The sequence below is a fragment of the Nonomuraea sp. NPDC049625 genome (assembly GCF_040675285.1).
Classification (GTDB): Bacteria; Actinomycetota; Actinomycetes; order Streptosporangiales; family Streptosporangiaceae; genus Nonomuraea; species Nonomuraea angiospora_A.
Genome location: NZ_JBFAOQ010000017.1, coordinates 187266 through 210550 on the forward strand (window position 1 = coordinate 187266; position 23285 = coordinate 210550).

Annotated in this window: 18 protein-coding genes, 1 tRNA gene and 1 pseudogene; 11 read left to right on the forward strand and 9 right to left on the reverse strand. The window is 67.4% G+C overall.

Going from position 1 to position 23285, the window contains the following annotated elements:
* Positions 1–2 precede the first annotated feature (2 nt).
* Together AB0J87_RS50110 and AB0J87_RS50115 are read left to right on the forward strand one after the other, a co-directional pair.
* Positions 3–377: a VOC family protein gene (locus AB0J87_RS50110; protein WP_363979521.1), complete on the forward strand. Its 375-nt coding sequence runs from the start codon at positions 3–5 to the stop codon at positions 375–377.
* Between the two features lie 144 nt (positions 378–521).
* Positions 522–1406 (forward strand): DMT family transporter, encoded by an 885-nt coding sequence (locus AB0J87_RS50115; protein ID WP_350728235.1) that lies wholly within the window; start codon positions 522–524, stop codon positions 1404–1406.
* A 14-nt stretch (positions 1407–1420) separates the two neighbouring features.
* Here the strand turns inward: AB0J87_RS50115 and AB0J87_RS50120 are convergent, their stop codons facing one another.
* Positions 1421–3823 (reverse strand): protein kinase family protein, encoded by a 2403-nt coding sequence (locus tag AB0J87_RS50120; protein ID WP_363979524.1) that lies wholly within the window; start codon positions 3821–3823, stop codon positions 1421–1423.
* Between the two features lie 7 nt (positions 3824–3830).
* Positions 3831–4406, reverse strand: a complete 576-nt coding sequence (locus tag AB0J87_RS50125; RefSeq protein WP_363979527.1) for a GNAT family protein — start codon at positions 4404–4406, stop codon at positions 3831–3833.
* Between the two features lie 109 nt (positions 4407–4515).
* Here AB0J87_RS50125 and AB0J87_RS50130 point away from each other — a divergent pair, with 109 nt between their 5' ends.
* Genes AB0J87_RS50130 through AB0J87_RS50140 form a run of 3 tightly spaced genes read left to right on the forward strand, consistent with a single transcriptional unit; the run spans position 4516 to position 7960 of the window.
* Positions 4516–5718 (forward strand): acyl-CoA dehydrogenase family protein, encoded by a 1203-nt coding sequence (locus tag AB0J87_RS50130; protein WP_363979530.1) that lies wholly within the window; start codon positions 4516–4518, stop codon positions 5716–5718.
* Positions 5715–6878: an acyl-CoA dehydrogenase family protein gene (locus AB0J87_RS50135; RefSeq protein ID WP_363979533.1), complete on the forward strand. Its 1164-nt coding sequence runs from the start codon at positions 5715–5717 to the stop codon at positions 6876–6878. The genes AB0J87_RS50130 and AB0J87_RS50135 overlap by 4 nt, the downstream gene beginning before the upstream one ends.
* Positions 6875–7960 (forward strand): acyl-CoA dehydrogenase family protein, encoded by a 1086-nt coding sequence (locus AB0J87_RS50140; protein ID WP_363979536.1) that lies wholly within the window; start codon positions 6875–6877, stop codon positions 7958–7960. The genes AB0J87_RS50135 and AB0J87_RS50140 overlap by 4 nt, the downstream gene beginning before the upstream one ends.
* Here AB0J87_RS50140 and AB0J87_RS50145 read toward each other — a convergent pair.
* Entirely contained in the window at positions 7931–8521 is a 591-nt protein-coding gene (locus tag AB0J87_RS50145; RefSeq protein WP_363979539.1) for a TetR/AcrR family transcriptional regulator, read from the reverse strand. The two genes, AB0J87_RS50140 and AB0J87_RS50145, sit on opposite strands and share 30 nt — an antisense overlap.
* A gap of 200 nt (positions 8522–8721) precedes the next feature.
* On the opposite strand from AB0J87_RS50145, the gene AB0J87_RS50150 reads away from it, so the two are divergent.
* Positions 8722–9468 carry a nuclease-related domain-containing protein gene (locus AB0J87_RS50150; protein WP_363979542.1) on the forward strand — a complete coding sequence of 249 codons (747 nt, stop codon included), beginning with the start codon at positions 8722–8724 and terminating at the stop codon, positions 9466–9468.
* 11 nt (positions 9469–9479) lie between these two features.
* On the opposite strand, the gene AB0J87_RS50155 is transcribed toward AB0J87_RS50150, so the two are convergent.
* Positions 9480–10844: a VWA domain-containing protein gene (locus AB0J87_RS50155; RefSeq protein ID WP_363979545.1), complete on the reverse strand. Its 1365-nt coding sequence runs from the start codon at positions 10842–10844 to the stop codon at positions 9480–9482.
* Positions 10828–11676, reverse strand: a complete 849-nt coding sequence (locus AB0J87_RS50160; protein ID WP_363979548.1) for a MoxR family ATPase — start codon at positions 11674–11676, stop codon at positions 10828–10830. The genes AB0J87_RS50155 and AB0J87_RS50160 overlap by 17 nt, the downstream gene beginning before the upstream one ends.
* A gap of 118 nt (positions 11677–11794) precedes the next feature.
* Between AB0J87_RS50160 and AB0J87_RS50165 the strand changes: the two genes are divergently transcribed.
* Positions 11795–11868: transfer RNA gene (locus AB0J87_RS50165), tRNA-Lys, on the forward strand.
* A 593-nt stretch (positions 11869–12461) separates the two neighbouring features.
* The gene (locus AB0J87_RS50170) at positions 12462–13523 is read left to right on the forward strand and encodes an integrase core domain-containing protein (RefSeq protein WP_363979551.1); all 1062 of its coding nucleotides are present in this window, start codon (positions 12462–12464) and stop codon (positions 13521–13523) included.
* A 246-nt stretch (positions 13524–13769) separates the two neighbouring features.
* Here the strand turns inward: AB0J87_RS50170 and AB0J87_RS50175 are convergent, their stop codons facing one another.
* The 3 genes from AB0J87_RS50175 to thrS all read right to left on the reverse strand — a co-directional run bounded on the left by AB0J87_RS50175 (position 13770) and on the right by thrS (position 17174).
* Entirely contained in the window at positions 13770–13925 is a 156-nt protein-coding gene (locus AB0J87_RS50175; protein WP_363979554.1) for a hypothetical protein, read from the reverse strand.
* A gap of 256 nt (positions 13926–14181) precedes the next feature.
* Positions 14182–15303: a hypothetical protein gene (locus AB0J87_RS50180; protein WP_363979557.1), complete on the reverse strand. Its 1122-nt coding sequence runs from the start codon at positions 15301–15303 to the stop codon at positions 14182–14184.
* Positions 15304–15380: 77 nt separating this feature from the next.
* A complete protein-coding gene (gene thrS / locus AB0J87_RS50185; RefSeq protein WP_363979560.1) occupies positions 15381–17174 on the reverse strand; it encodes a threonine--tRNA ligase in 1794 nt (597 codons plus the stop codon).
* Positions 17175–17836: 662 nt separating this feature from the next.
* Between thrS and AB0J87_RS50190 the strand changes: the two genes are divergently transcribed.
* Positions 17837–18478, forward strand: a complete 642-nt coding sequence (locus tag AB0J87_RS50190; protein ID WP_363979563.1) for a hypothetical protein — start codon at positions 17837–17839, stop codon at positions 18476–18478.
* Between the two features lie 90 nt (positions 18479–18568).
* Here AB0J87_RS50190 and AB0J87_RS50195 read toward each other — a convergent pair.
* A pseudogene (locus AB0J87_RS50195) lies at positions 18569–19345 on the reverse strand (transposase family protein).
* 445 nt (positions 19346–19790) lie between these two features.
* Between AB0J87_RS50195 and AB0J87_RS50200 the strand changes: the two are divergent.
* Together AB0J87_RS50200 and AB0J87_RS50205 are read left to right on the forward strand one after the other, a co-directional pair.
* Positions 19791–21146, forward strand: a complete 1356-nt coding sequence (locus AB0J87_RS50200; RefSeq protein ID WP_363979566.1) for an IS1380 family transposase — start codon at positions 19791–19793, stop codon at positions 21144–21146.
* 944 nt (positions 21147–22090) lie between these two features.
* Positions 22091–23254, forward strand: a complete 1164-nt coding sequence (locus AB0J87_RS50205; RefSeq protein ID WP_363979569.1) for a glycosyltransferase — start codon at positions 22091–22093, stop codon at positions 23252–23254.
* Positions 23255–23285 lie beyond the last annotated feature (31 nt).

Consider the following 23285-nt stretch of genomic DNA (forward strand, 5'->3'; position numbering starts at 1 on the left):
TCATGACGACGAAAGCAAAGCTCCTGGCCGTTACCCTCGACTGCGCGGAGCCCAAGAAGCTGGCCGAGTTCTACCACGAGATCACGGGGTGGGAGATCCAGTACGCGGAGGACGAGTACGCGGCCGTGGGGAACGGCGCCACCAGCATCTACTTCGGCCGGATCCCCGACCGCAAGCCGGTGACCTGGCCGAGCCCGGACAAGCAGTTCCACCTGGACTTCCGGGTGCCGGACGTGGAGAAGGCGGCGGAGGAGTACGTCGCCCTGGGGGCCACGAAGCCTGAGTTCCAGCCGGGGATCACGGAGGACGGCGTCGGCTGGATCGTCCTCCAGGACCCCGCAGGCCACCTGTTCTGCGTCTGCCCCGACCGCTCCTGACCTCTTCCCAGCCGGTCACACATGTGTCCTGGCCGGGATCAGCTCCGCCCGAACGATCCACCAAAAGTATGATTCGCCAGCTTTGCTTCCCTCATAAGCTAGAGGAATGCTCTTGGAAGGATCCATGCCCCTGCGCGGGCGCCCATGACCTGGGTCGGCCTGATCATCGCCCTGGCAGGAGCGCTTGGATACGCACTCGGCGCGGCCCTGCAACAGTACGAGGCCGTCGCCGGGGGCGCCTCGCTCAAGCTGGTCCGGCGCCCCCGCTGGTTGATCGGCGGCGCGATCGGTCTCACCGGCGCCTGCCTGCACGCCGTGGCGCTGAGTTTCGCCCCGCTGGTGGCCGTCCAGCCGATCAGCGTCGCCACGCTGGTGTTCGCCGTGCCGCTGGCCGCGTTCATGTACGGGCGCAAGCCGTACCGCGCGGAGATCTTCGGCTCGATCGCGGTGGCGGTGGGTCTGCTCTGGCTCATGCTCCTGGTGCCGCACCACAACGTGACGCCGAGACTGAGTGACGGCGCCGCGCTCGTGTTCCTGGCCGTGATCGGCGTGATCGTCCTGGTGACGCAGCTGATCGCGGCCCGGGTGCACGGGCCGAGCAGGGCGTTACTGCTGTCCGTGGGCGCGGGCGTGGTGACGGCGAGCGTGTCCACGTTCGTCCGGGTCGTCGGGGGCGGCATGGAGGGGGACTGGGGCCGGCTGGTGCACTGGTTCACGCTCGCCGTGCCCGTGCTGCTGGTCTGCGCGGTGGTGCTGTTGCAGCGCTCGTACGCGGTCGGCTACTTCGGCATCGCGTACGCCGGCGTACAGGTCATCGACCCCATCACCTCGGTCCTCGCCGGCGTGATCCTCCTCGGCGAGCCCCTGCCGACCAACCCCTCCACCGCGATCCCCGCCATCCTGGCCAGCGCGCTCACCATCGGCGGCACGATCACCCTCGGCCGCCTCGCCCCCGACCACTCCCACCCCACCCCCACGCAGCCCCAGCCGGCCCCCGAGCCGGTGTCCGCGACCTCCCAGGCCGGCTGACCCTTCGCCGGTGGTCAGCAGGTGTCGCGGTGCGGTAGTTCGGGCAGGTGCCGCGACCACTCCTGCGGGGAGAGCGCGCCGTACCGGGAGCAGATGTACGCGGCGTGATCCCGGGGCACGGGCCCGGGTGCCAGATCGATGGTCAGCACGATTCCGTGTCCGGCCAGGACCCGCAGCCGCCGTCCGTCCCCGGTGATCGTGGCCTGGGCCGCCCGGTCGACGCCGGCCGTGGGCACCGCCCTGTCGGCCACCGGCGTGCCGGTGCCGTCATCGAGCCGCCAGACCCGTACCCGATCGCTGTCCGTGCTGATGAGCAGCCGCCCGTCCGGGCTGAACCGAAGGTGGCCCGGCGAGGGGCGCAGCCGGGTGGACCGGGTGGGCACTCCGTCGAGGCCGTAGATCTGGATCCCGCTCTCCTCGGCGATCGCCACCCGCTCGCCGTCCGGGGCGAACGTCGTGTACTCCCACGGCATCCGGTCCAGCCACGGTGCGCGGGACGCCCGGGACGGGCGGCGGAGCTCCGAACGATTGCCGGCGAAGACCAGCGCCACCCCATCCCCGGGGCCGACCACCGCGTACTCGCCCACGAACGCGGCTCGCCGCGCCCTCAGGTCCCACGCCCAGCGCTCGCCCGACAGCCGGGCCGCCGCGAACAGCAGACCGCCGCCCGGGCTGAACCATGCCGACTGTTCCCCGGGTGCGCCGAGGCCGCGGCCGAAGGGCGGGCCGACGCCGTCGCCGGACGTGGTGTCCCAGAGGTACGAGCGGTCGACGCCGACGAGGGCCAGCGTGTGGCCGTCGGGGGACCAGGCCATGGCGCGTACGGTCTGGACCGGGCCCGCCGTTCGAGCGAGCAGGCGGCGGGAGGGGATGTCGTACACCCGCAGGGTTCCCTCGTCGAGTGCGGCGAGGCGGGAGCCGTCGTCGCTGATGGCGTGGAGGGAGCGGGGGCCCGCGTACGGGTCGGCGAACACGTCCACCGCCGGATCCGCCGACGTCAACGCCCGGCGCGCCTCGGGGATCGGGGCCAGGCGCCACGCGGCCAGGCTGAGCTTGCGGGCCGTCACCGGGTCCGCCAGCCGCAGCGCCTCCGCCCGGGACGCCGCCACCTTCGCCATCGCCTGGTCCAGGCGTCCGTCGGCGGCGCCCCGCTGCCACAGGGCGAGCAGCACCACCACCGACAGCAGCCCCGCCATGACCGTCCACCGCCTGCGCGACCTCCGGCGTACCCTGGCAAGCCCCGCGTCCAGGAACGTCTGCTCGCCGGCGCTCAGCGTCACCCGCCTCCGGCCGCTGGCCGCCCACGCCAGTGCCCTGTCCAGCGGCTCCCCACGGAACAGCGCCGCTTCCCGCCGCCCGCCCGCTTCCCACCGCCGGGCCGCCCGCGCCAGCTCCCTGTGTACGGCCAGTCCGTCGCGCTCGCCGTCCAGCCATTCGTGCAGCCGCGGCCAGGCTCGCAGGAGCGCCGCGTACGTGATCGCCGGCGAGCCGTCACCCTCGGTGAGGAGGCCGGCCTTGCCGTACGCCTCCAGCACCCCGTCGATCGAGGTCACCTCGTCGGTGGCGCGGCCGGCGACCAGGTCGGTTCTGGAGGCGGTGACGATGATGTCGGAGCCGTCGGAGTCCAGGTCCACCAAGCGGAGGAAGACGTCCGGCACCAGGCCCTGCTCGGCCGGGCTGAGTCGCGCGTACACGGTCTCGGCGCGGACGCCCAGCGGCGGGTCGGAGACGGGCTCGGGGGGCAGCAGGCGGCCCTGCTGGGATTGCGGGGCGTCGAGGAGGGAGAGGAGGAGCTGGTGGGCGCTCGGGCGGCGTTCGGGATCTCGCTGCAGGGCGGCGGCCACCAGCCCGCGTAACGGGCGGTCCAGCCGCTCGCCGTGGCCTGATCGCTCGTCCGGGCCGTAGGCGGCGAAGATCAGCAGCCGCCCCCAGGCGTGCACGTCCGCGGCCGGCACCGCCGGCTCCCGGGGGAGACACCAGCCCAGGCCGACCAGGCGCGGTCCCTCGGTGCCCAGGATGACCTTGTCGGGGGTGAGGGACCCGTGCACCGCGCCCGCCTCGTGGGCCGCGGCCAGCGCGGTGGCCACGGCGGTGGCCAGGCGGTAGAGGGCGTCGCCCGTGTACGGGCCGTGCCGGTCCACGACCTGCCGCAGGGTGGGGCCGGGGATGTACTCGCCGACCAGGTAGGGTGGCTCGCCGTCCAGGCAGGCCTCCGTCAGCCCGGCGACCGACAGCGACCGCACGCGCCCGGCCGCCGAGGCGGCGGTGGCGAGCCTGGCGCGGGCCTCGGCATCCGGCAGGCAGGGCACTCCCAGCGCATGCCGCGTGCCCGACTCGTCGTAGGCCTCGCGGACGATGACATGCCCGCCGCCGTCGAGCCGGGCGCCGAGCCAGTAGCCTCCCAGCCGATCAGTCATACACCCCTTAACGGTCCAAGCGGGCCCGGTGCTGCGGCCACTCCTCTTCGAGGATGCCGAAATAGACCGTGTCGCGCCAGGTGCCGTCCGGCCGCTTGCGATGCCGCCGCAGCGTTCCCTCGTGCACCCCGCCGATGCGCTTGATGGCGTTCTGCGACCGGAGGTTGAGGTGGTCGGTCTTGAGCAGGACGCGGTTGTAGCCGAACGCGAAGGCGTGGTCGATGAGCAGGACCTTGCAGCCGGTGTTCACCGCTGTGCGCCACACCGACCGGCCGTACCACGTCCAGCCGATCTCGATGCTGGCGTCGAAGCCCGGCACGTCGGCGTACGTGGTCCAGCCCACGGCCCGCCCGCTCTCCTTGAGCACCACCGCGAAGGGGACGTGGTTGTCGTCGGTCATCAGCCCGAGGGCGACCTTCCCCAGTTCCTCCTCGGACCGCGGCGCGGGCGCGGGCAGCCAGCGCCAGACCTCCTCGTCGGCGCCGGAGGCGGCGAACAGGTCGGGAACGTGGTCGAGGGTGAGCGGTTCGAGCCGGACGACGCCGTTCTCGAGCACCACGGGGGCAGGCAGCTTCGCGGTCATGGCAGGCAACTCTAGGGGCGCCTGTGAAGTCCCGATTATGGCCACCTGCACCTTTTTGTGGGGAACCACCTGTCGACACTCATACCGGCCGGTCGGTAGGCTCGCAGGCATGGACTTCGCCTTTGACAGCGTCACCGAGGACCTGCGCGAACGACTGCTGCGATTCATGGAGGAATGCGTCTACCCCGCCGAGGCCCCCTTCGAGGAGCAGGCGGCGGCCAGCGGCTGGAGCCCGCCGCCCCTCATGGAGGACCTGAAGGACGAGGCCAGGAAGCGCGGCCTGTGGAACCTGTTCCTCCCGGGCGAGCACGGCGCCGGCCTGACGAACCTCCAGTACGCGCCGCTGGCGGAGATCATGGGCCGGAGCCCCACCATCGCCCCGACGGCCACCAACTGCGCCGCGCCCGACACCGGGAACATGGAGGTCCTTTCCATGTTCGGCAGCGAGTGGCAGCGCAAGGAGTGGCTGCGGCCGCTGCTCGACGGGGAGATCCGCTCCGCGTTCGCGATGACGGAGCCCGACGTGGCCTCCTCGGACGCCACGAACATCGCCACGTCCATCGTCCGGGATGGCGGCGAGTACGTCATCAACGGCCGGAAGTGGTTCATCTCCGGCGCGATGAACCCCAACTGCAAGATCTTCATCGTCATGGGCAAGACGAACCCGGACGCGCCCAAGCACCGCCAGCAGAGCATGATCCTGGTGCCCCGTGACACACCCGGGCTGCACATCAAGCGCGGCATGCACGTCTTCGGCTACACCGACGCCGACCACGGCGGCCACGCCGAGATCGTGTTCGAGGACGTACGCGTGCCCGTGGAGAACCTGATCGGCGAGGAGGGCGGCGGCTTCGCCATCGCCCAGGCCCGGCTCGGCCCCGGCCGCATCCACCACTGCATGCGCCTGATCGGCATGGCCGAGCGCGCCGTGGAGCTGATGTGCCGGCGGGCCCTGGCCCGGACGACGTTCGGCAAGCCCGTCGCCCAGCAGGGCGTGGTCCAGGAGTGGATCGCCGAGTCGCGGATCAGGATCGAGCAGCTGCGCCTGCTCGTGCTCAAGACCGCCTGGCTCATGGACACGGTGGGCAACCAGGGCGCGCACACCGAGATCCAGGCCATCAAGATCTCCACGCCGATCGCCGTGGAGTGGATCCTGGACAAGGCCGTCCAGGTGCACGGCGCGGGCGGCGTCTCGCAGGACTTCCCCCTGGCGGGGCTCTGGGCGGGCGCCCGCTCGCTGCGCCTGGCGGACGGCCCCGACGAGGTGCACAAGCGGTCCCTGGCCTATCGCGAGCTGAAGAGGTACATGTGAACGAGGCGGAGATCAAGGAGCGGGTCGCGGCGTTCCTCGCGGAGCACGACCCGGACGGGGACCGGCTGGAGTTCCTGCGGGCGAGGTTCGACGCGGGGCTGGCCTGGGTGTGGTTCCCCGAAGGGCTCGGCGGGCTGGGCGCGTCGCGGGAGCTGCAACTGGTCGTGGAGCGGGAACTGGCCGGCACGCCGCAGCTCAACGTCGGCGTCCAGGGCATCGGGCTCGGGATGGCGGCCCCGACGGTCCTGGCGTTCGGGACGGAGGAGCAGAAACGCCGCTTCCTCCGGCCGCTGTGGACCGGCGAGGAGATCTGGTGCCAGCTCTTCAGCGAGCCCGGCGCGGGATCCGACCTGGCCACGCTCGCGACCCGCGCCGTCAGGGACGGGGACGAATGGGTCGTCGATGGCCAGAAGGTGTGGACGTCCGGCGCCCATCACTCCAGGTGGGCCATCCTCGTCACCCGTACCGACCCGGACGTGCCGAAACACCGCGGCATGACGTACTTCATCTGCGACATGCACGCGCCGGGCGTCGAGGTGCGGCCGCTGCGGCAGGTCACCGGTGAGGCCGAGTTCAACGAGGTGTTCCTGACCGGCGTGCGGCTCCCCGACGAGCTGCGGCTCGGCGAGGTCGGCGACGGCTGGCGGGTCGCGCAGACCACGCTGATGAACGAGCGCGTCGCCATCGGCGGCGCCCCCGTGCGGCGCGGCGGCGGCATGGTCGGCGTCGTGGTCGACTCCTGGCGCGCCCACCCCGAGCTGCGCACCCACGACCTGCACCAGCGGCTGCTGTCGCTCTGGGTGGAGTCTGAGGTCACCCGCCTGTCCGGGGCACGCCTGCGCGAGCAGCTCGCCGCCGGCCAGCCGGGGCCCGAGGGGTCCGGCATGAAGCTGTCGTTCGCCAAGCTCAACCAGGCGCTGTCCGGCTTCGAGGTGGAGTTCGGGCGGGACCTGGGCTACGACGACTGGACGTTCCGCCGCTCCGAGGACGTCGACTTCTACGGCCGCGGCCCCGGCTACCGCTACCTGCGGGCCAAGGGCAACTCGATCGAGGGCGGCACGTCCGAGATCCTGCGCAACATCATCTCCGAGCGGGTGCTCGGCCTGCCCTCAGAGCCCCGCGTCGACAAGGACGTGCCCTGGAAGGACCTGCCGCGATGACGACACGAAGCGAACCCGGCGAGGGAGTGGTGAGCGACCCGGTGACCCTGCTGTACTCCGAGGTCGAGGAGGAGTTGCGGGCCGCGGTGCGCGGGCTGCTCGCCGACCGCTGCCCGCCCGCCGCCGTCCTCAAGCGGATCGAGTCCGAGCCCTACGATCTGGACCTGTGGAAGACGCTGGCGGGCGAGATCGGGGTGGCCGGGCTGCTCATCCCCGAGCAGTACGGCGGCGCCGGGGCGTCGGCCAGCGAGGCGGCCGTCGTGCTGGAGGAGCTGGGCAGGGGAGTGGCGCCGGTGCCGTTCTTCACCAGCTCGGTGCTGGCCACCCGCGCGCTGCTGCCGACCGGTGACGGCTTGCTGGAGGAGCTGGCCGAGGGCAGGAAGACCGCGGCCCTCGTCGTGCCGTTCGCGGCCTCCCCGTACCGGGCGGGCGCGGACGTGCGGCTCGAGGACGGGCGGCTGACCGGGACCGTCACCGGGGTGGCCGGGGCCGACGTGGCCGACGTGCTGCTGGTGCCCGTCGGCGGCAGGCTGCACGCCGTGGAAGGGGACGCGCTCGTCCAGGTCGTGCCGTCGCTCGACCAGACCAGGCCCGTCGCGACCGTCACCTTCGACGGGACCGAGGCCAGGGACGTGGGGGAGTGCGACCTGGCCGAGGTGCTCAGGTTCGGGGCCGGGCTGCTGGCGTCCGAGCAGCTCGGGGTGGCTGAATGGTGCCTCGACACGACGCTCGCCTACGTCAGGGAACGCCACCAGTTCGCCCGGCCGATCGGCTCCTTCCAGGCGATCAAGCACCGGCTGGCGGACCTGTGGCTGGACGTCGTACGGGCCAGGGCCGCCGCCCGGAGCGCCGCGACCGACGGCTCCGCGCTCTCCGTGGCCGTGGCCCAGTCGTGGAACGCGGGCGTGGCCGTGCACGCCGCCGAAGAGGCCCTGCAGCTCCACGGCGGGATCGGGATGACGTGGGAGCATCCCGTGCATCTCTACCTCAAGCGCGCCAAAGCCGCGGAGATCGCGCTGGGCACGCCCGGCGACCACCGCGCGGCGCTGGCCTCACTCGTCGACGTGCCCGGCCCCGAGTGAGGTGAGCAGCAGGTCGGCGAAGTGCCTGCCCACCTGGGCGCCGGTCAGCGGCCCGTCCACGTGGAACCACGAGCCCAGGTGGTGCACCGAGCCGAAGAAGTAGTCGACGACCAGCTCCGCCGGGACCCGGTCGCTGAAGACGCCCTCGCGCTGGCCCTCGGCCACGAGGCCGCGGAAGCGCTCGTGGTAGCGGCGGCGCTCGGCGCGTACAGTCTTCTGCGTCTCGGGCGCGAGCAGATGCATCGACCTGAAGAAGATCTTGGAGTCGTCCAGGTTCGCGGCCGTGGTCTCCACGACGTCGGCCGCGGCCCGGTACAGGCGCTGCCGCACGTCGCCGGGGCCGTCGGCGATCCGCGTCAGCCGGTCCATCTGCATGCGCAGCACCCGGCCGTAGATCTCGTGCAGCAGGTCGTCCTTGGAGTCGAAGTAGTGGTACATGGCGCCCTTGGTGACGCCGGCCGCCACGACGATCTCCTGGACGGAGGTGCTCTCGAAGCCGCGCTCGGCGAACAGACGGGTCGCCTCGGCGAGCAGTCGCTGTCTGACCGGTTCCTCTTTCACATGTCCCCCTTTGTCACCTGCTTTAGCATACCGACTGGTCGGTTGAGGTCATTTGCTGGTCTTGCGGGTACTAATTACGTCACCTTAGGCTCGCCTTGGTTGAGGGGCGGGTATCCCTTGACTGGCGAGGGATCTTCGGCGTGGCAGATCCTGCATCACATCTACATTGGGGGTTTGCCGTGCCCGGTGGCTCTATCTATGTGCAACCAGACGAGAAGTACACAGGGTCTTCTCCGCAGTGGTGGTACGAGAAGTTCTGGCGTGAGGACGCGTCCAACCGGCGCAAGTCCCGCTATGTCAAGGCTGCCGTGGGCTTCGTGATCGGGGTAGCGCTCGCGCTGAGGTTCGGCATGTCCGGGGCCGCTCCGCTGTTCGGCCTGCTCCTGGCCGGGCTGGTGGCGGCGGGCGACTGGTTCCTCGACTGGCGTTCCTTCCACGCGACGGCCGTGTGGCGCGGTGCGCGCAAGGGTGAGGCGATCACCGGGAAGCTGCTGCGCAGATCCCTCGGCCGCCTCGGCTACACCGTGCTCGACGGCCGCGCCATCCGTGGCCAGGCGTCGATCGACCACCTGGTGATCGGCCCGGGCGGCTTGTGGATCATCGACAACGAGTCCTGGAGCCCCGACACCGAGATCGCCTGCTACGCCGGCCGGCTGTTCTTCGGCGAGAAGTACGGCACCAAGACGGCCAAGCCGCTGGTGGAGGCCTCCGAGGCGTTCGCCGAGCTGCTGAGCCGCGAGACGCGCATCCCGGTGACGATCACGCCGCTGCTCGCCGTCCACTGCGGGCTGCTGCCCAAGGGCGGCATCGTGGTCGCCGAGGGCCTGACGCTGCTCAAGCCGCGGCTGGCGGCCAAGGTGATCAAGTCGGCCGACCACGTCGCGCTCAACGCCGAGCAGATCGAGCTGCTGACCCGCACCGCGGCCAGGGAGCTGCACCGCGCCTGAGGCCTCAGGCTTCAGGCCAGCGTCTCGATGAAGGCCGTGAGCTGGGCGACGTTGCGGCACTCGTGCATGGGGACGACCGCTCCGTACTCGCTCGCGACCGAGTCTCCCGTGTCCCACTGCGCCACGGGCTCGGGGTTGAGCCAGTACGCGTGCCGCGAGCGGCCCACGAGCGACCTGAGCACGTCCAGGGCGGGCGGCTGGTAGTTGGAGCGGGCGTCGCCCAGGATCAGCAGTGAGGTCCTGGGCCCGATGGCGTCGCCGTACCGCTCGGCGAAGCGCTCCAGCGAGTGCCCGTAGTTGGTACGCCCGAAGCGCACCATGTCGGCCTCGTTCGTCAGCCTGGTCATGGCCTCGACCACGTCGGCGCCGGGGACGAAGAACCGGGTGATCTCGTCCACCGTGTCCACGAACCCGAACGCCCGCACCTTGGTGAACTGCTCCCTCAGCGCGTACGTGAGCAGCAGCGTGAAGTGGGCGAACGACGAGACCGAGTCGCTGGTGTCGCAGAGGATGACCAGCTCGGGCTTGTGCGGCCGCGGCGGCCTGAAGTGCGTGGTCAGCGGCACGCCGCCGCTCTGCAGCGAGGCCCGCACGGTCCTGCGGAAGTCGAGGCGGCCACGCCTGCCCTTGCGCTGCTTGATCGTCAGGCGGGTGGCCAGGCGTCTGGCCAGCGGATGGACCTCGCGGCGCAGCCTGGCCAGATCCGCCTTGGTGATGCGGAGGAAGTCGATCTGGTCGAGCGGAGGCCGGACGGCGGAGCGGGCGATGCGCTCGATCCCCGAGTCCTCGGCGATGCGGCGGCGCACGTCGGTGGCCACGGCCTCCTCGAAGCGCCGGGTGTTGTCGTAGACCGTCCTGCGGGTGTTCTTCTCGGCCAGGCCGCCGCGCTCCTGGCCCTGCAGGACGTTCTGGAGGATGCGGGCCATCAGCGTCTCGGGGGAGAGGGCGCGCATGACGCTGTAGGAGAACCAGTTCTGCCGCCCGGGGGTGGCGGCCGGCTGGTGGCCGAAGCGCCCCACCATGGCCTGGGCGAACTCGCGCAGCTCCTGGTCGGTGCCGCCGGTCAGGAGCCGGGCGAGATGGTCGCGCAGCTCGTCGACGGGCGCCGTCTCCAGGTCGATCGGCCGCTCGGCGCGCTCGGTGTGCATGCCGGACGTCGAGGCCGGGAACCACAGGTCGAACAGCACGTCGAACCCCGGCCGGTACGCGGGCTTCTTGACCAGCGTGGCCGCGTAGGCGGCGCGCAGCGACTCCCGCTCGCTGAGCTCGATCACCCGCAGCGCGTGCGCGGCGTCCAGCCCCTCGGCCACCGACACCGGGATCCCGGCCTCGCGCAGCGCCCGCACGAACCCGACATGCCTATCGATCAGCGACATCCGGCAACCCCAGCTCCTTGACCGCCCGCGCCTGGTCGGAGGCGTGCTTGAGCACCACGCCCAGCGTCCCGGCCACGGTGGCCTCGTCGAGGTCGTCCCGCCCGAGCGCCAGCAGCGTGTTGGCCCAGTCGACGGTCTCGGCCACCGACGGCGCCTTCTTCAGCTCCAGCGCCCGCAGCGTGGCCACCGTCCTGGCCAGCCGCTCGGCCAGGTCGGCCCGGATGCCCGGCACCTGGCTGAGCACGATGTCACGCTCGCGCTCGGGCGTGGGGTATTCGAGGTGCAGGTAGAGGCAGCGCCGCTTGAGCGCCTCGGACAGCTCGCGGGTGGCGTTGGAGGTCAGCACCACGTACGGCCGGCGCGTGGCGGCGATCGTGCCCAGCTCCGGGATCGTGATCTGGAAGTCCGACAGCAGCTCCAGCAGCAGCCCTTCGACCTCGACGTCTGCCTTGTCGGTCTCGTCGATGAGCAGCACGGTCGGGCCGGCGGCCCTGATCGCCTTCAGCAGCGGCCGCTCCAGCAGGAAGTCCTCGGAGAAGATGTCGTCATCCGCGCTGGTGGCCTGGATCCTGAGCAGCTGCTTCTTGTAGTTCCACTCGTACAGGGCCCTGGCCTCGTCGAGCCCCTCGTAACACTGCAGCCTGATCAGCTCGGCCCCGGTCGCCAGGGCCACGGCCTTGGCCAGCTGCGTCTTCCCCACGCCCGCGGGGCCTTCGACCAGCAGCGGCTTGCCCAGCGCCGCGGCCAGGAACACCGAGGTGGAGATGGCGTCGTCGGAGAGGTAGTCGACGGCGGCGAGCCGCTCCGCCACCTCGGCGGGAGAGTCGAACATCGATGATCCTGTCTGCCGGAGCCGGGGGCCGAACTTTATTCTAGCCTTGACCGCCCGACAGGCCCGCCTGCTACCGATTCGACCAGGATGCGGATCACCGGTATATTCCTCTCTGCAAGCGCCGCTAGCTCAGTTGGTTAGAGCAGCTGACTCTTAATCAGCGGGTCCGGGGTTCGAGTCCCTGGCGGCGCACCGCACAGAAACCCCAGTTCAGGGCGCTGAGCTGGGGTTTCTCGGTTCTCGGAAGGCCTCCGGCTGTCTCTGGATAGACCGAGGCGCGCCGTTGGTTGCTCGATGGTTGCTCTTCGGCACGGTTCCGGCACATGATCGGACGTCCTAGCCCCCGGCCTGGACCCGATGGTCAACACCGGCCCATGCGAACGTCCAGGGAAGGGCAGGCTGGAAGGCTCTGGCTGCGTATCAGGGCGGGTTCCCTTTGTTCCCAGTTCAAGGCAGGTTTCAAATCGGTCGTAGCGCGGGCTCCTGATATTGCGTGGAGCCGGGTCAGGTCTCTTGGCGGTGCGGTCTTTGTCGCCGGGCGCACTTGACCAGGCGGTGTGCGCCTGCCGACAATTCCATCCGTGCTGGTCAAGCGGCATGTGAGTACTCGTGGAGGACGCCGGCGAGCCGGTCTCGTCGGCGTATGTTCAGGTCGATGATTCGTCCGGGGTCGGTGATCGGGTCCGGGACGGGACGCAGTGGAGCCTGTACCGCTTCAAAACTCATCGCGTGGTGCTTGATCTGCGGGTTTGACCGGCGAAGGCGGTAGGGCAAGATCGGGGCTTGTGTCGGTTCGTCTGCTGTATCTGACCTTGATTCGGGTGTTCGGCTGGCTGGTGTTGCTGGGGCGTGGACAGGCGGCCAAGGACGTCGAGATCATGGTGCTCCGCCATGAGGTGGCCGTATTGCAGCGCCAGGTCGCCCGGTCGAAGCCGGACTGGGCCGATCGGGCGCTCTTGGCGGCCTTAGCCCACTTCTTGCCGACGGTGCTGCGAGCTCACCGGCTGGTCACCCCAAGCACCCTGCTGGCCTGGCATCGGCGTTTGATCAAATGCGCATGGACCTACCCCTACCGCACCGGCCGTCCCGGGACAAGCAAGGAGATCCGGGATCTGGTCCTTCGTCTGGCGCGCGAGAACCCGAGGTGGGGGTATCGTCGGATCCACGGCGAACTGGTCAGCCTCGGCGTGCAGGTCAGTGAGGCGACCGTGCGACGAATCCTGCGTTCGCGTCGACACCGGCCGGCGCCACGAAACTTCGACACCTCTTGGCGGACGTTTCTACGGTTGCAGGCGAAAGGGTTGCTCGCCTGCGACTTCTTCCACGTTGACACGATTCTTCTGAAGCGCCTGTACGTGTTGTTCATGATGGAGGTGGAAACACGACGCGTGCACGTCCTGGGGGTCACCGCCCATCCAACAGGCGCCTGGACTGCTCAGCAGGCCCGCAACTTGCTCATGGACCTCGAGCACAGGGCAGGCTCGTTCCGGTTCCTCATTCGGGACCGGGATACCAAGTTCACTGCCGTCTTCGATGAAGTCTTTGCCGGGGCAGGCGTCACGGTGATGAAGACTCCGCCGCGGACACCCCGCGCTAACTGCTACGCCGAACGCTGGGTACGCACCGTCCGAGCCGAAGGCACCGATCGGATGCTGATCTACAACGAACGCCACTTGCAATCGGTCCTGAACGAGTACGCCGAGCACTACAACGCGCACCGCCCGCACCAGTCCCGCCAACAACGCCCACCCGGTCAAGACGAGCACGTCGTGGTGCCGCTGGAAGGCCAGATTCAGCGCCGAAAGGTGCTCAGCGGAGTCATCAACGAGTACCACCGGGCCGCATAGCAGGCCGGACGAATCGCCAGTTCAGACCACGTGTACGAGTTCTGAAGCGGTACAGGTTGTCCCGCTGGACGGCCGGATTCAGCGCCGCAGGGTGCTCAGCGGAGCGATCAACGAGTACCACCGAGCAGCCTAACCAACCCGAAGAAACACCAGCTCAAACCACGTGTACGAGTTTTGAAGCGGTACAGGGTGCAGACCTGCCGCCGCGAACTCCTGGAGCGCTGCCTGCTCTGGAACGAGCACCATCTACGCCACGCCCTCGGCGAGTATGAACGCTTCTACAACGAGCATCGCGCTCATCAAGCCCTCGACCAAGCGGCCCCACTCCGCGCCGTCCCCGAACCGACGCGCATCATCGACCTGAACATCCACCGACACGACCGGCTCGGAGGAATCCTCCACGAATACTCACATGCTGCTTGAACTGCACGGACGTAATTTTCGGCAGGCGCAGAGTTCTTGGCACCCACAGGGTGCAGTCGTGCCGTCGCGAGCTGTGGAACGAACGTCACCTCCATGACGCCTTGCGCGAGAAGCCGTACAAGCCGGATGACCTGTGCCGATGGCATTATCGGCAGGCGCAGTGCCGCTACATATCGACATAGCCAGGGACTTGAGAGGTGAGATTCCTCCCGGCCACACCGTCGCCGTCACGGGATCAGGAGACCCATTCCCAGAGGAATTCGCGAAATATCGGGCGGAAGCCGTCATGTTCTGTTCCGGGACCGTAGAGACGGCTTCCGGTGTCGGCCGTTGAGTCCCATAGTTCCGGGTCACCACAGGCCTGGCCGACCAGTTCAGCGAAAGCGCTGGGATCCGCGATCAGACTGCCGCGACCCGGCATGTGCGTGCTCGGTGCCTCGGGCCCCCAGTAGCCGTGGAACAGCGGCTCGCCGGACGTCGGCCGGAAATAGACGCTCAGCGGCCGACGCATCAGCTCGCGAGAGAGACTCGCGTATGCCATGGTCTCCAGATTGACGACGGACGCATGCGAGATGACGATGTCCGCGCACGCTCGGAGTTCGGCATCGGCGATGTCTCTCGAGAGCTCAAAAGCCACGCCTCCCATTGTTTTGTCGAACAGCTGTCGCAGTCGCTCGACGGAATCCTCCGGACGGCGCGGATGAGGTCGATAGTTCGGCCGTATCGGTCCAGCTCCGCCGACGGCGTCCCACCGCACCAGATTCGCGACCTCGCGCAGGATCGCAGCCTCCTGATCTTCCGGCACGTCCGCAGACGCGCCGATGACCAGCATCGCAGATTCCGTAGACAATCCGGCCAGGCCCCTGACGCGCCGACGCGTGTCGGCGTAGGGTGCGGCGCTGCGAAATCTGTCGTGAGCGCACCACCCGATGGGCCGAGCGACGACGCCCTTGAACCGGGTGACCCAGTCAGCGGCGATCTCGTCGACGGTGGCCACTGCGTCACACGGACGCCATGCCACCGGATGCTCCGCCTCGCCGAGTGCCTGTCCCAGGCCGGGGAAGTCCTGCAGGCCCAGCACGGGAACCCGGCCCGCGACCGCCGTCGCGATCAACTCGTCGCAGCCGATCCCGGTAGAGGGTGTCGTCCGGACCACAAAGTCCGGCTTCCATGCCTCGAGGACATCCGCACAGTCGGCGAGTATTCGGCGCGCGCCTTCTAAGTCATCCTGGGAGGTCTCTGCAGCCGGGACAGCCGAGACAGCGGGAAGCAGTTCCCGATACTCCCTCTCGGCGACGGACAGCGCGACGCCGGTCGCGGCAATCCGCCAATCGATGTCGGGCAGAGAACGGATCATTGCAACCAGGACGTGTAAGGCCCCTGGATGCCTGACTGTAGCGAGCGCGCGCACCGGACAGAATCGAAGCGCGCCGGTCAGATGATGCGCTGGGGCCGGCGGACGTGATCGTCGCCGATCTTCGCCAGGAAGTCGGTCAGGCTCATCGGGCCGAGGTCGCCCTCCTCGCGGGACCGCACGGAGACCTGCTCCTGCTGTACCTCGCGGCGGCCGACCACGAGGGTGAACGGGACGCGCTCGACCTCTGCGTCCCGGATCTTCGCGGACATCCGGGCCGGGCCGTCGTCTATCTGGACCCGCATCCCGACTGCGGCGAGGTCGTCGGCGACCCGGCGTGCGTATTCGACCTGGTCGTTGGAGACCGGGATCATGACGACCTGAGTAGGGGCCAACCATAGCGGGAACGTGCCCGCGTAGTGCTCGATGAGCATTGCGAAGAACCGCTCAGCGCTGCCGAACAGCGCACGGTGGATCATGACCGGAACGTGGCGCTCGCCGTCGGCGCCGCCGTAGGTTAGCCCGAAGCGGTTCGGTAGGTTGAAATCGAACTGCACGGTGCTCAGCTGCCATTCCCGCTGTAGCGAGTCCCGGACCTTTAGGTCGATCTTGGGCCCATAGAACGCACCGCCGCCGTGGTCGAACTCCCACTCCAGGCCCTCCGCGTCGACAGCCTCGATCAGGGCGTCGGTGGACCGCTGCCAGTCGGCGTCCTCGCCGATCGCCTTCTTCTCGGGGCGGGTCGACACGTACGCCTTAAAGTCGGTCAGGCCGAACGTACGGAGTACATAGAGGCAGAAGCGCAGGGCGTGGCGGACTTCTCCGGCCGCCTGCTCCGGAAGGCATAGCACGTGCGCGTCGTCCTGCGTGAAGCCTCGCACCCGGGTCAGCCCCTGGAGCGTTCCGCTGAGCTCGTACCGGTAGACAGTCGCGTATTCGGCCATCCGGATCGGCAGCTCGCGGTAGGACCGGGGCCGACTCTTGAAGATCTGGAGGTGGAATGGGCAGCTCATGGGCTTGAGGTAGAAGTCTTCGCCGTCCACTGAGAGCGGGGGGTACATGGCGTCGGCGAAGAAGTCCAGATGGCCCGAGGTCCGCCACAGGTCACCGCGCCCGATGTGTGGGGTGTAGGCCCAGCTGTAGCCGTTGAGGACGTGCGCCTCCTGGCTGAAGCGCTCGGCGAGAAAACGGATCATCGCACCCTTAGGGTGCCAGAGGGTTAGGCCGAGGCCGACCTCGGAGGAGTGCGAGAACAGGTCGTACTTCCGTCCGAGCCGACGGTGGTCGATCATCCTGGCGTGCCCGACCGACTCCAGGTGCCGCTCGAGGTCCCCCGCGCTAGCCCAGGCGGTGCCGTAGATTCGCTTGAGCTGGCTGCGCTCGGAGTCGCCGCGCCAGTAGGCGCCCGCGACGGACAGCAGTTGAAAACCCTCCGGGTCGATCTCGCTCGTATCGGACACATGCGGACCTGAGCACAGGTCGGTGAATGTGTCATGGGTATAGGTCGTGATCTCCGGGATCACGCGGCCGTCCGCGCCGTGGCCGTCCCCGTGCTCGTCGCCCCGCCCGGAGACGATGCCGTCGATGATCTCCAGTTTGTAGGGCTCGTCCGCGAACAGGCTCCGAGCCCGATCCGCATCGACGGTGTCCCGGACGAACTTGACGCCGGAGGAGACGATCGCACGCATCTCCAGCTCGATGTCCGCGAGGTCCGCCTGTGAAATCGGGACGAGAGTGTCAAAGTCATAGAAGAAGCCAGTGTCGGTCGCCGGACCCGTTGCGAGCTTCGTGCCGGGGAACTTCCGGCATACGACCTGGGCCATGATATGCGCGAGCGAATGGCGCACACGCATCAGGTGGTCTTTGTCGGCCACGGGAGGCTGCTGCATCGACTATCTCTCCGGGATGTCGTCAACCGGCCGCGTGCACGGTACACGGTTGCATCGGGATGATGGTATATCGTTGGTCAACTAGGCGGCCAGCGTACACGATCATAGGCTTGCTTCACGGGCTCAGCCAAAAATGACGATCACGCGACGGCGACAGCAAGACGGTTGCCGAAGCAAACCAAACCTCTTGACCTCCGGGAATCAGCGCAGGTCGCAGGCGTGGCGTGCATGCGGCGTGCATGACCGCCCGAGTCAATGGCTGTCGATCTCCGCATCATGCATGGCTTTGTACAAGTCTTGATGGCGGCGCGCTCTCGATCTAAGATCGCATCGCAATAATCGTACATACGCCTGGTGTCTAGGTGTTCGTCGTTGTGTGCCCGGGTGCGGATTGGTTCCAGACAAGGGAAACCATAGCCTTCAGCCAGGTTGATGTCGTCGACTGTGCGACGAGACGTTGGACGACGTCGTCGGCCACTTGGTTGCGGCGCGCTGCGATGGCGGTGATCTTATCACCGTTGTTCGGAAGGCGAGCACATGGCACAGTCATTTTGCTCCTTGTACGCACTCCTTGTACGCCCTGCATCACTTGATCCACTCGACGCGGCAAGGCAGGAGTCCCAGTGCCCGATAGACCCTTGCACGACGTGCTGCTAGTACTCTCCCCGAACCCGCTACCCGATGGCGAGGACGGCTCGGCCGCCATGGAGTCGCTAACCGACATGATGGCGTCGGCTGGATGCGGAGAGCTCCACATGCTGCACATCGAGGAGTTCAAGACCAGCTCGTTCCTGTGGCCTCTCCTTCTAGAATTCCGGCTGCCGCCCGAGGCCGACGAACAGGTGCGATCCCAACGGGTAGGAGGGCTTCGCAAATACATCATGGAGCACTGTGGATGGCTGGCGTCCGGTTCGCCACGGTTCCTCTGGCTCAGGCAGACGGGCTTCGGCGTGGAGCATGACGGGGCGGACCTCATCGTCAGCCTCTATTCCTGGCAGGAGTCGACAAGCGCGCCCGAACGGGAACGACATATGTGGGATCACTTTGACCTAGAGCGACAGGAATCCGACTACACGGCGGTCCACTTCAACGTGTCGACCGGACAGGAGCACTTCGACAACGGGGAATTCGACTTCGTCTTCCAGGCGTACGTGGACGATCCCGAGGGCCTATCCCGCATCTACGCGAGTCCGCGGCTGGAGATGATGCGCGAGCACTCGCGGAGGTTTCTGGACACCGACACGAGGCGACTCGGTTTCGGGAGGGTCCGTATCGTCAACCTGTCGTGAAGGTGCCCGAACCACAATTGCGACCCAAACGCATTCGCGAACATTCTGCTTATAGTGTAGACTTGACGAATCCATGAACTCATTTCATCCTCAGTCGGGCTGAGCGGCGCGGTGGTTCTGTAGGACGGCGATGGCCTTGACCAGGTGGCCGGCCTTGTTGGGGCAGCAGCGGAGCTTGCGGAGGATGCGCCAGCTTTGAGCTGCGCGTTTGCGCGTTCGCCGGGCCCGCGGAGCTTGGCTTGGGAGCGGTTGGCCTGCTTCTGGGAGTCAGGCTTGTTCTTGCCCTTGTACAGCGTGATCACCACGATGGCCTCAGCTCCCTGGTATGTCTTGTCGGCCAGAGTAAGGATGCCGGCCTTCTCCAGCTCGCAGGATGCCCCAGATCCGGGCCGCAGTCAGGTCGTGGGTCTTGCCCGGCAGCGCGCCGGAGGTCCACAGGATCGTTCTGTCCGGACCTGCGATGACCTGCACGTTCACGCCGTGCACGCGGTGCTTGCCGGAGAAGTAGGGCCGGTCGGCCTTCACCCGGTCGGTGTGGATGAGCGTCGCATCGAGGGTCACGTGGGTCAGCCCGTCCTTGGCGGCCTTGCGTAATGCCTGGCTCAGCTTGGGCGAGCGGGCCGACAGCAGCATCACGGTCTCCTCCACATACCGCCAGGCGGTTGTCGCCGACACTCCGAAGCCCGCGCTGATCTCGGCGAACGTCTCGTCCTTGCGCAGGTAGACCTGCACGAGCAGGGCCTGCAGGCCGGGGTTCAGCCGCCGCCACGTCGACCCGATCCGCTTGCGATGGCGGCGGATCAGCCCGGCCACGTAGTTCAGCGTTGAGCACGACAAATCGACGGCGGCCGATAGAACAGCACGCAGAGACCTCTGGTGGTGATGGTTGTGGTGATCAACCCGTTTACCAGGGGTTTCTCTACGTCACCGGTCGAACTCTCAGCTCGCGATCATGCTGTGACCAGCAAGCCTCCGACGGAGGATGGAATGGGGTCCATGATGATCAGTGGTGCTCCCTCAGATTTCGGCCGTCGTCGACGCAGTACCGGCGTCCTGGGACCTTCCAGGAGCGCCGCTTTGTGATTCCTGGAGCGGGCGGCTCCGTACGGCCAAGCCCTGACCTCGGCTATTCAGCCGGTATTTCACTCTGAAGATCGATAACTGAAGAAGGTGCCTCCGACCTGCGATGATCTGACTGCTTAGATCACGAACATCGCACAGAACGGACGCACCTTCCGGGTGAACGGTACGGCATGGGACTGCCGCTTGTCTGTCAGGGGACGGCAAGGGGCTCATCGGGCACGCGGGAGCCGTGCTCCTGCGCAAAAGCGCTGATCAGACGGGGTTAACCGGAGCACTCGGCGGAGTGTTCGCCCGGCTGGGCGGCTCGCCGGTATGGAACCGGGGCGTGGTGCTGGTGCACCTCGCGGTGGCGATCACACTGGGCGCGACCAGCATGCGGCAGATCTCCCTGCTGGCTCACCACGAACAGCTGTTCGGCACCCCTCCCTCAGACTCCACCATCCGCCGGGCGCTGGAGCCGATCGGTGAGTCCGAGCTGCTGCGGACCAGACTCGCCCGAGCTCGTGCCCGGGTGCGGCGGCACGTGTGGGACCTGGTCTCTGTCACCGAGACAGGATTCCCGTGGCTGGAGGTGGCCGGGAAGGTGCTGACCGGCTGGATCGTGATCGATCTGGACGCCACGCTGATCACTGCCCACTCCAACAAACAGGGCGCCTCGGCCACGTTCAAGAATGGCTGGGGTTTCCACCCGCTGGCCGCCTGGTGCGCCAATACCCACGAGTCGCTGGCGATGCTGCTGCGCACCGGATCAGCCGGCTCCAACACCGTGACCGACCACGTGCGGGTCCTCACCGCCGCCATCGCTCAGATCCCCGAGGGCTTCCGGGCCAAGATCTGGATCCGGATCGACGGCGCGGGCGCCACCCACGACCTGGTCGAACACATGCAAGGGTTGAACACCACCCGGCGCACGGTCCGCTTCACCGTTGGCTGGAAGATCACTGAAGTCGACGAGAAGGCGATCGCCAAGCTGCCTGAGACTGCCTGGCAGGCGGCCGTCCGTCAAGACGGCGAGGCACACGAGCACGCGCAGGTCGCCGAGCTGACGGGGCTGGACGAACGCGCCACACTCTGGGGGGTGCGGCTGCTGGTGCGCCGGGTGCGGCCCTCGGCCCGCGACGCCCGCCAACTGACCGACCTGGAGAAGCAGACCGGCTGGAAGTACGCCATCATCGCCACCAACCTCGGACCCCGCGGCCTGCGTGGCATCGCCGGCAGCCACGAGCTCGCCTTCATCGACGCCGTCCACCGCGATCACGCCGAGGTCGAGGACCGAGTGCGCACCAACAAGGCGATGGGGCTGCGCAACCTGCCCTCCAAGACGTGGAACGTCAACGTCGGCTGGGTGCTGGCGGCCAACCTCGCCGCCGACCTGGATGCCTGGACTCGGCTGCTGGGCCTGCATGACGATGCAGTACTGGCCCGCGCCGAACCGCAAACCCTGCGCTACTGCCTGTGGCACCTGCCCGCCCGGCTGGTCTCCCACGCCCGCCAACGAGTCCTGAAGATCAGCGTCACCTGGCCGTGGAAGACCGCCTTCCTCACCTGCTGGCAGCGGCTGTGCGCTCTGCCTGCACCACCCTGACCAGCACCAACCCGCCGCGGCGACCCGAAAGGAGCCACTCCACACCCCTGCGGCCCAGTGGAAGCCGCCGCCCAGCCGAGCGTTTCGGACGGCTCCGCCACCCAGCCGACACACAGAAAAGGATGATCAGGCGGAAACTTCCGCCATGCCGATTGACTCAGCCGACACCGTCAGGGCGTGAGTCATCGAGGCTGACAGGACACATGCCACAGCAGAATTTTGATGTCAAGCCTTGAAAGGAGTTTCGGGCCCAGTCTAGTGTCGATGAACGATGATCATTCGGTCCGGGCCGTATCCGGCCTGGATCGCTCAGACGACACATGGGAGCACGTCGGCCGAAAGCGTGGTCATCGCGGCACGCACCACGATGACTACTCGGGGACATTGATGGACGTTCGCCACACCTATTTCATCGCCGAGATCGGCGGAAACTGCTGCCAGGGGCAGTCGGCAGTGGCCACGAATACGATCGCTGCCAAGATCAGACGGTCATCGGCCCCGCCGCAGGGCTCCGGCATAGTAGAAGAACATGCCGGAGTGTCCGTTTCGCTCCGACGCTCGACCGGGGTTTCGATGCAGGTCGTCACAGATCTCAGTCTCAACCCCCAAACTGCCGAATCGGACAAGTCTCTACTTTGCCGGGGCCCTGGGCCCCGCCGTCGTCCACCACCCTGTGGGCGGATCGGCGACGGTGACATCATCCGCTGAAACATATCCCAGAGGTCAGCAATCGCGTGGAGTGCACTCTGGCGCAGCAAGGCGTTCAACAATGCGTCTAATTGATCTTCGGCACGACTCGGCAATGCGAACCACATACCCACAGACTATTGACTTTCTGCAAACCCGACTTGGGCGTCTGCTCCCTGCCGCGGTGCCGAAGGGATGGTACCGCAGCGGATAGGGGGGCAAATGGCAGCTAAAGATATAACAATTTAGGAGCTTTCGTGGACACTATTGCAAGTTTTTGCTTGTGGCCATTCTGGAATGGGGGGGAGTCTCGGCGGCCCTACAACTTGCTAATCGAGGACCTGATGCGCGGACACCGCGTGATCTATGTCTGGTCCGGGGAAGGTGGTTTGGATTATCGCGATATAGATATCGATAAGACAATCGCGCACATCCACGCTGCGAATCCCGAAACGGCAGCACTGTACAAGCGTCTCGAAGTCGTTCATCTGAACAGCGAGGATGGGTCGCTTCGACAAGTCTTCCCTGAGCCCTCGGCCGCCATCGATCTGGCGATCTCGGAGTTGCGGCCAGCTTACGCCAGGGTCCACACTCCCGTGACTGCGTTCTTGCCGTTGCTCCGGGCACTGCGCGACCAGGGGACAAAAGTTGTCTACGACCGTATGGATGCCTGGGCCGAGTTCCCCGCCTTGCCCGGGTGGCACACGGGTGACATCGAAATCGAGCGTGCGTTCACCACAGTCGCCAACGGTCTGACTGTCGTGACACCGGAACTCGCGCGTGATCTGAGGACGGCCGATCTTCCGACAAGGACGATTCCTAACGCCATCAGCCGACCCTTCCTGCGAGCGCTCCTTGCCACCCCAAAGCCACGCCCCTCAGATCCTCCAATGGTCCTCTACTCCGGACTAATGAATCCGTCTTTTTTTGACTGGGACATCTGCTACAATGTAATCAAGTCCTGTCCGGAATTCAATTTCGTACTGGTCGGCAAGCGTGGCTTCTGGCACGATCATGAGCTAGGGCTTCAGGTGCAGGAGCAGGAAGCGAGGCTGCGTACCCTGCCGAACTCGACCTTGGTCGAGTGGGTGCCTCATCAGGAATTGCCGAAGTTCATCCGTCAGGCGTCTGCTGCGATAATCCCGTTCGCAGAAGGTCCAGTTACTTCGGGCGTCATCCCGCTGAAGGTCTTTGAATACATCGCTGCCGGAATACCGGTGGTGAGTTCCTCGCTGCCTGCGATCGCCGATTATCCGCTGGTCTATGCCGTGGCCACATGGCAGGAGATGTCAGAGCGTCTTAGAGAGGCCCTAGCCGCACCGCCTACGCCGACGGCATTGCGGGAGGCCGAGTTGTTCGTCGAGGCCAACACCTGGCGTGAACGGGCCCAGGCTATGGAGGACTTCGCCCATGCCCTGTAGCCCCTTGGACGACTAAACAGACGTGTGCACA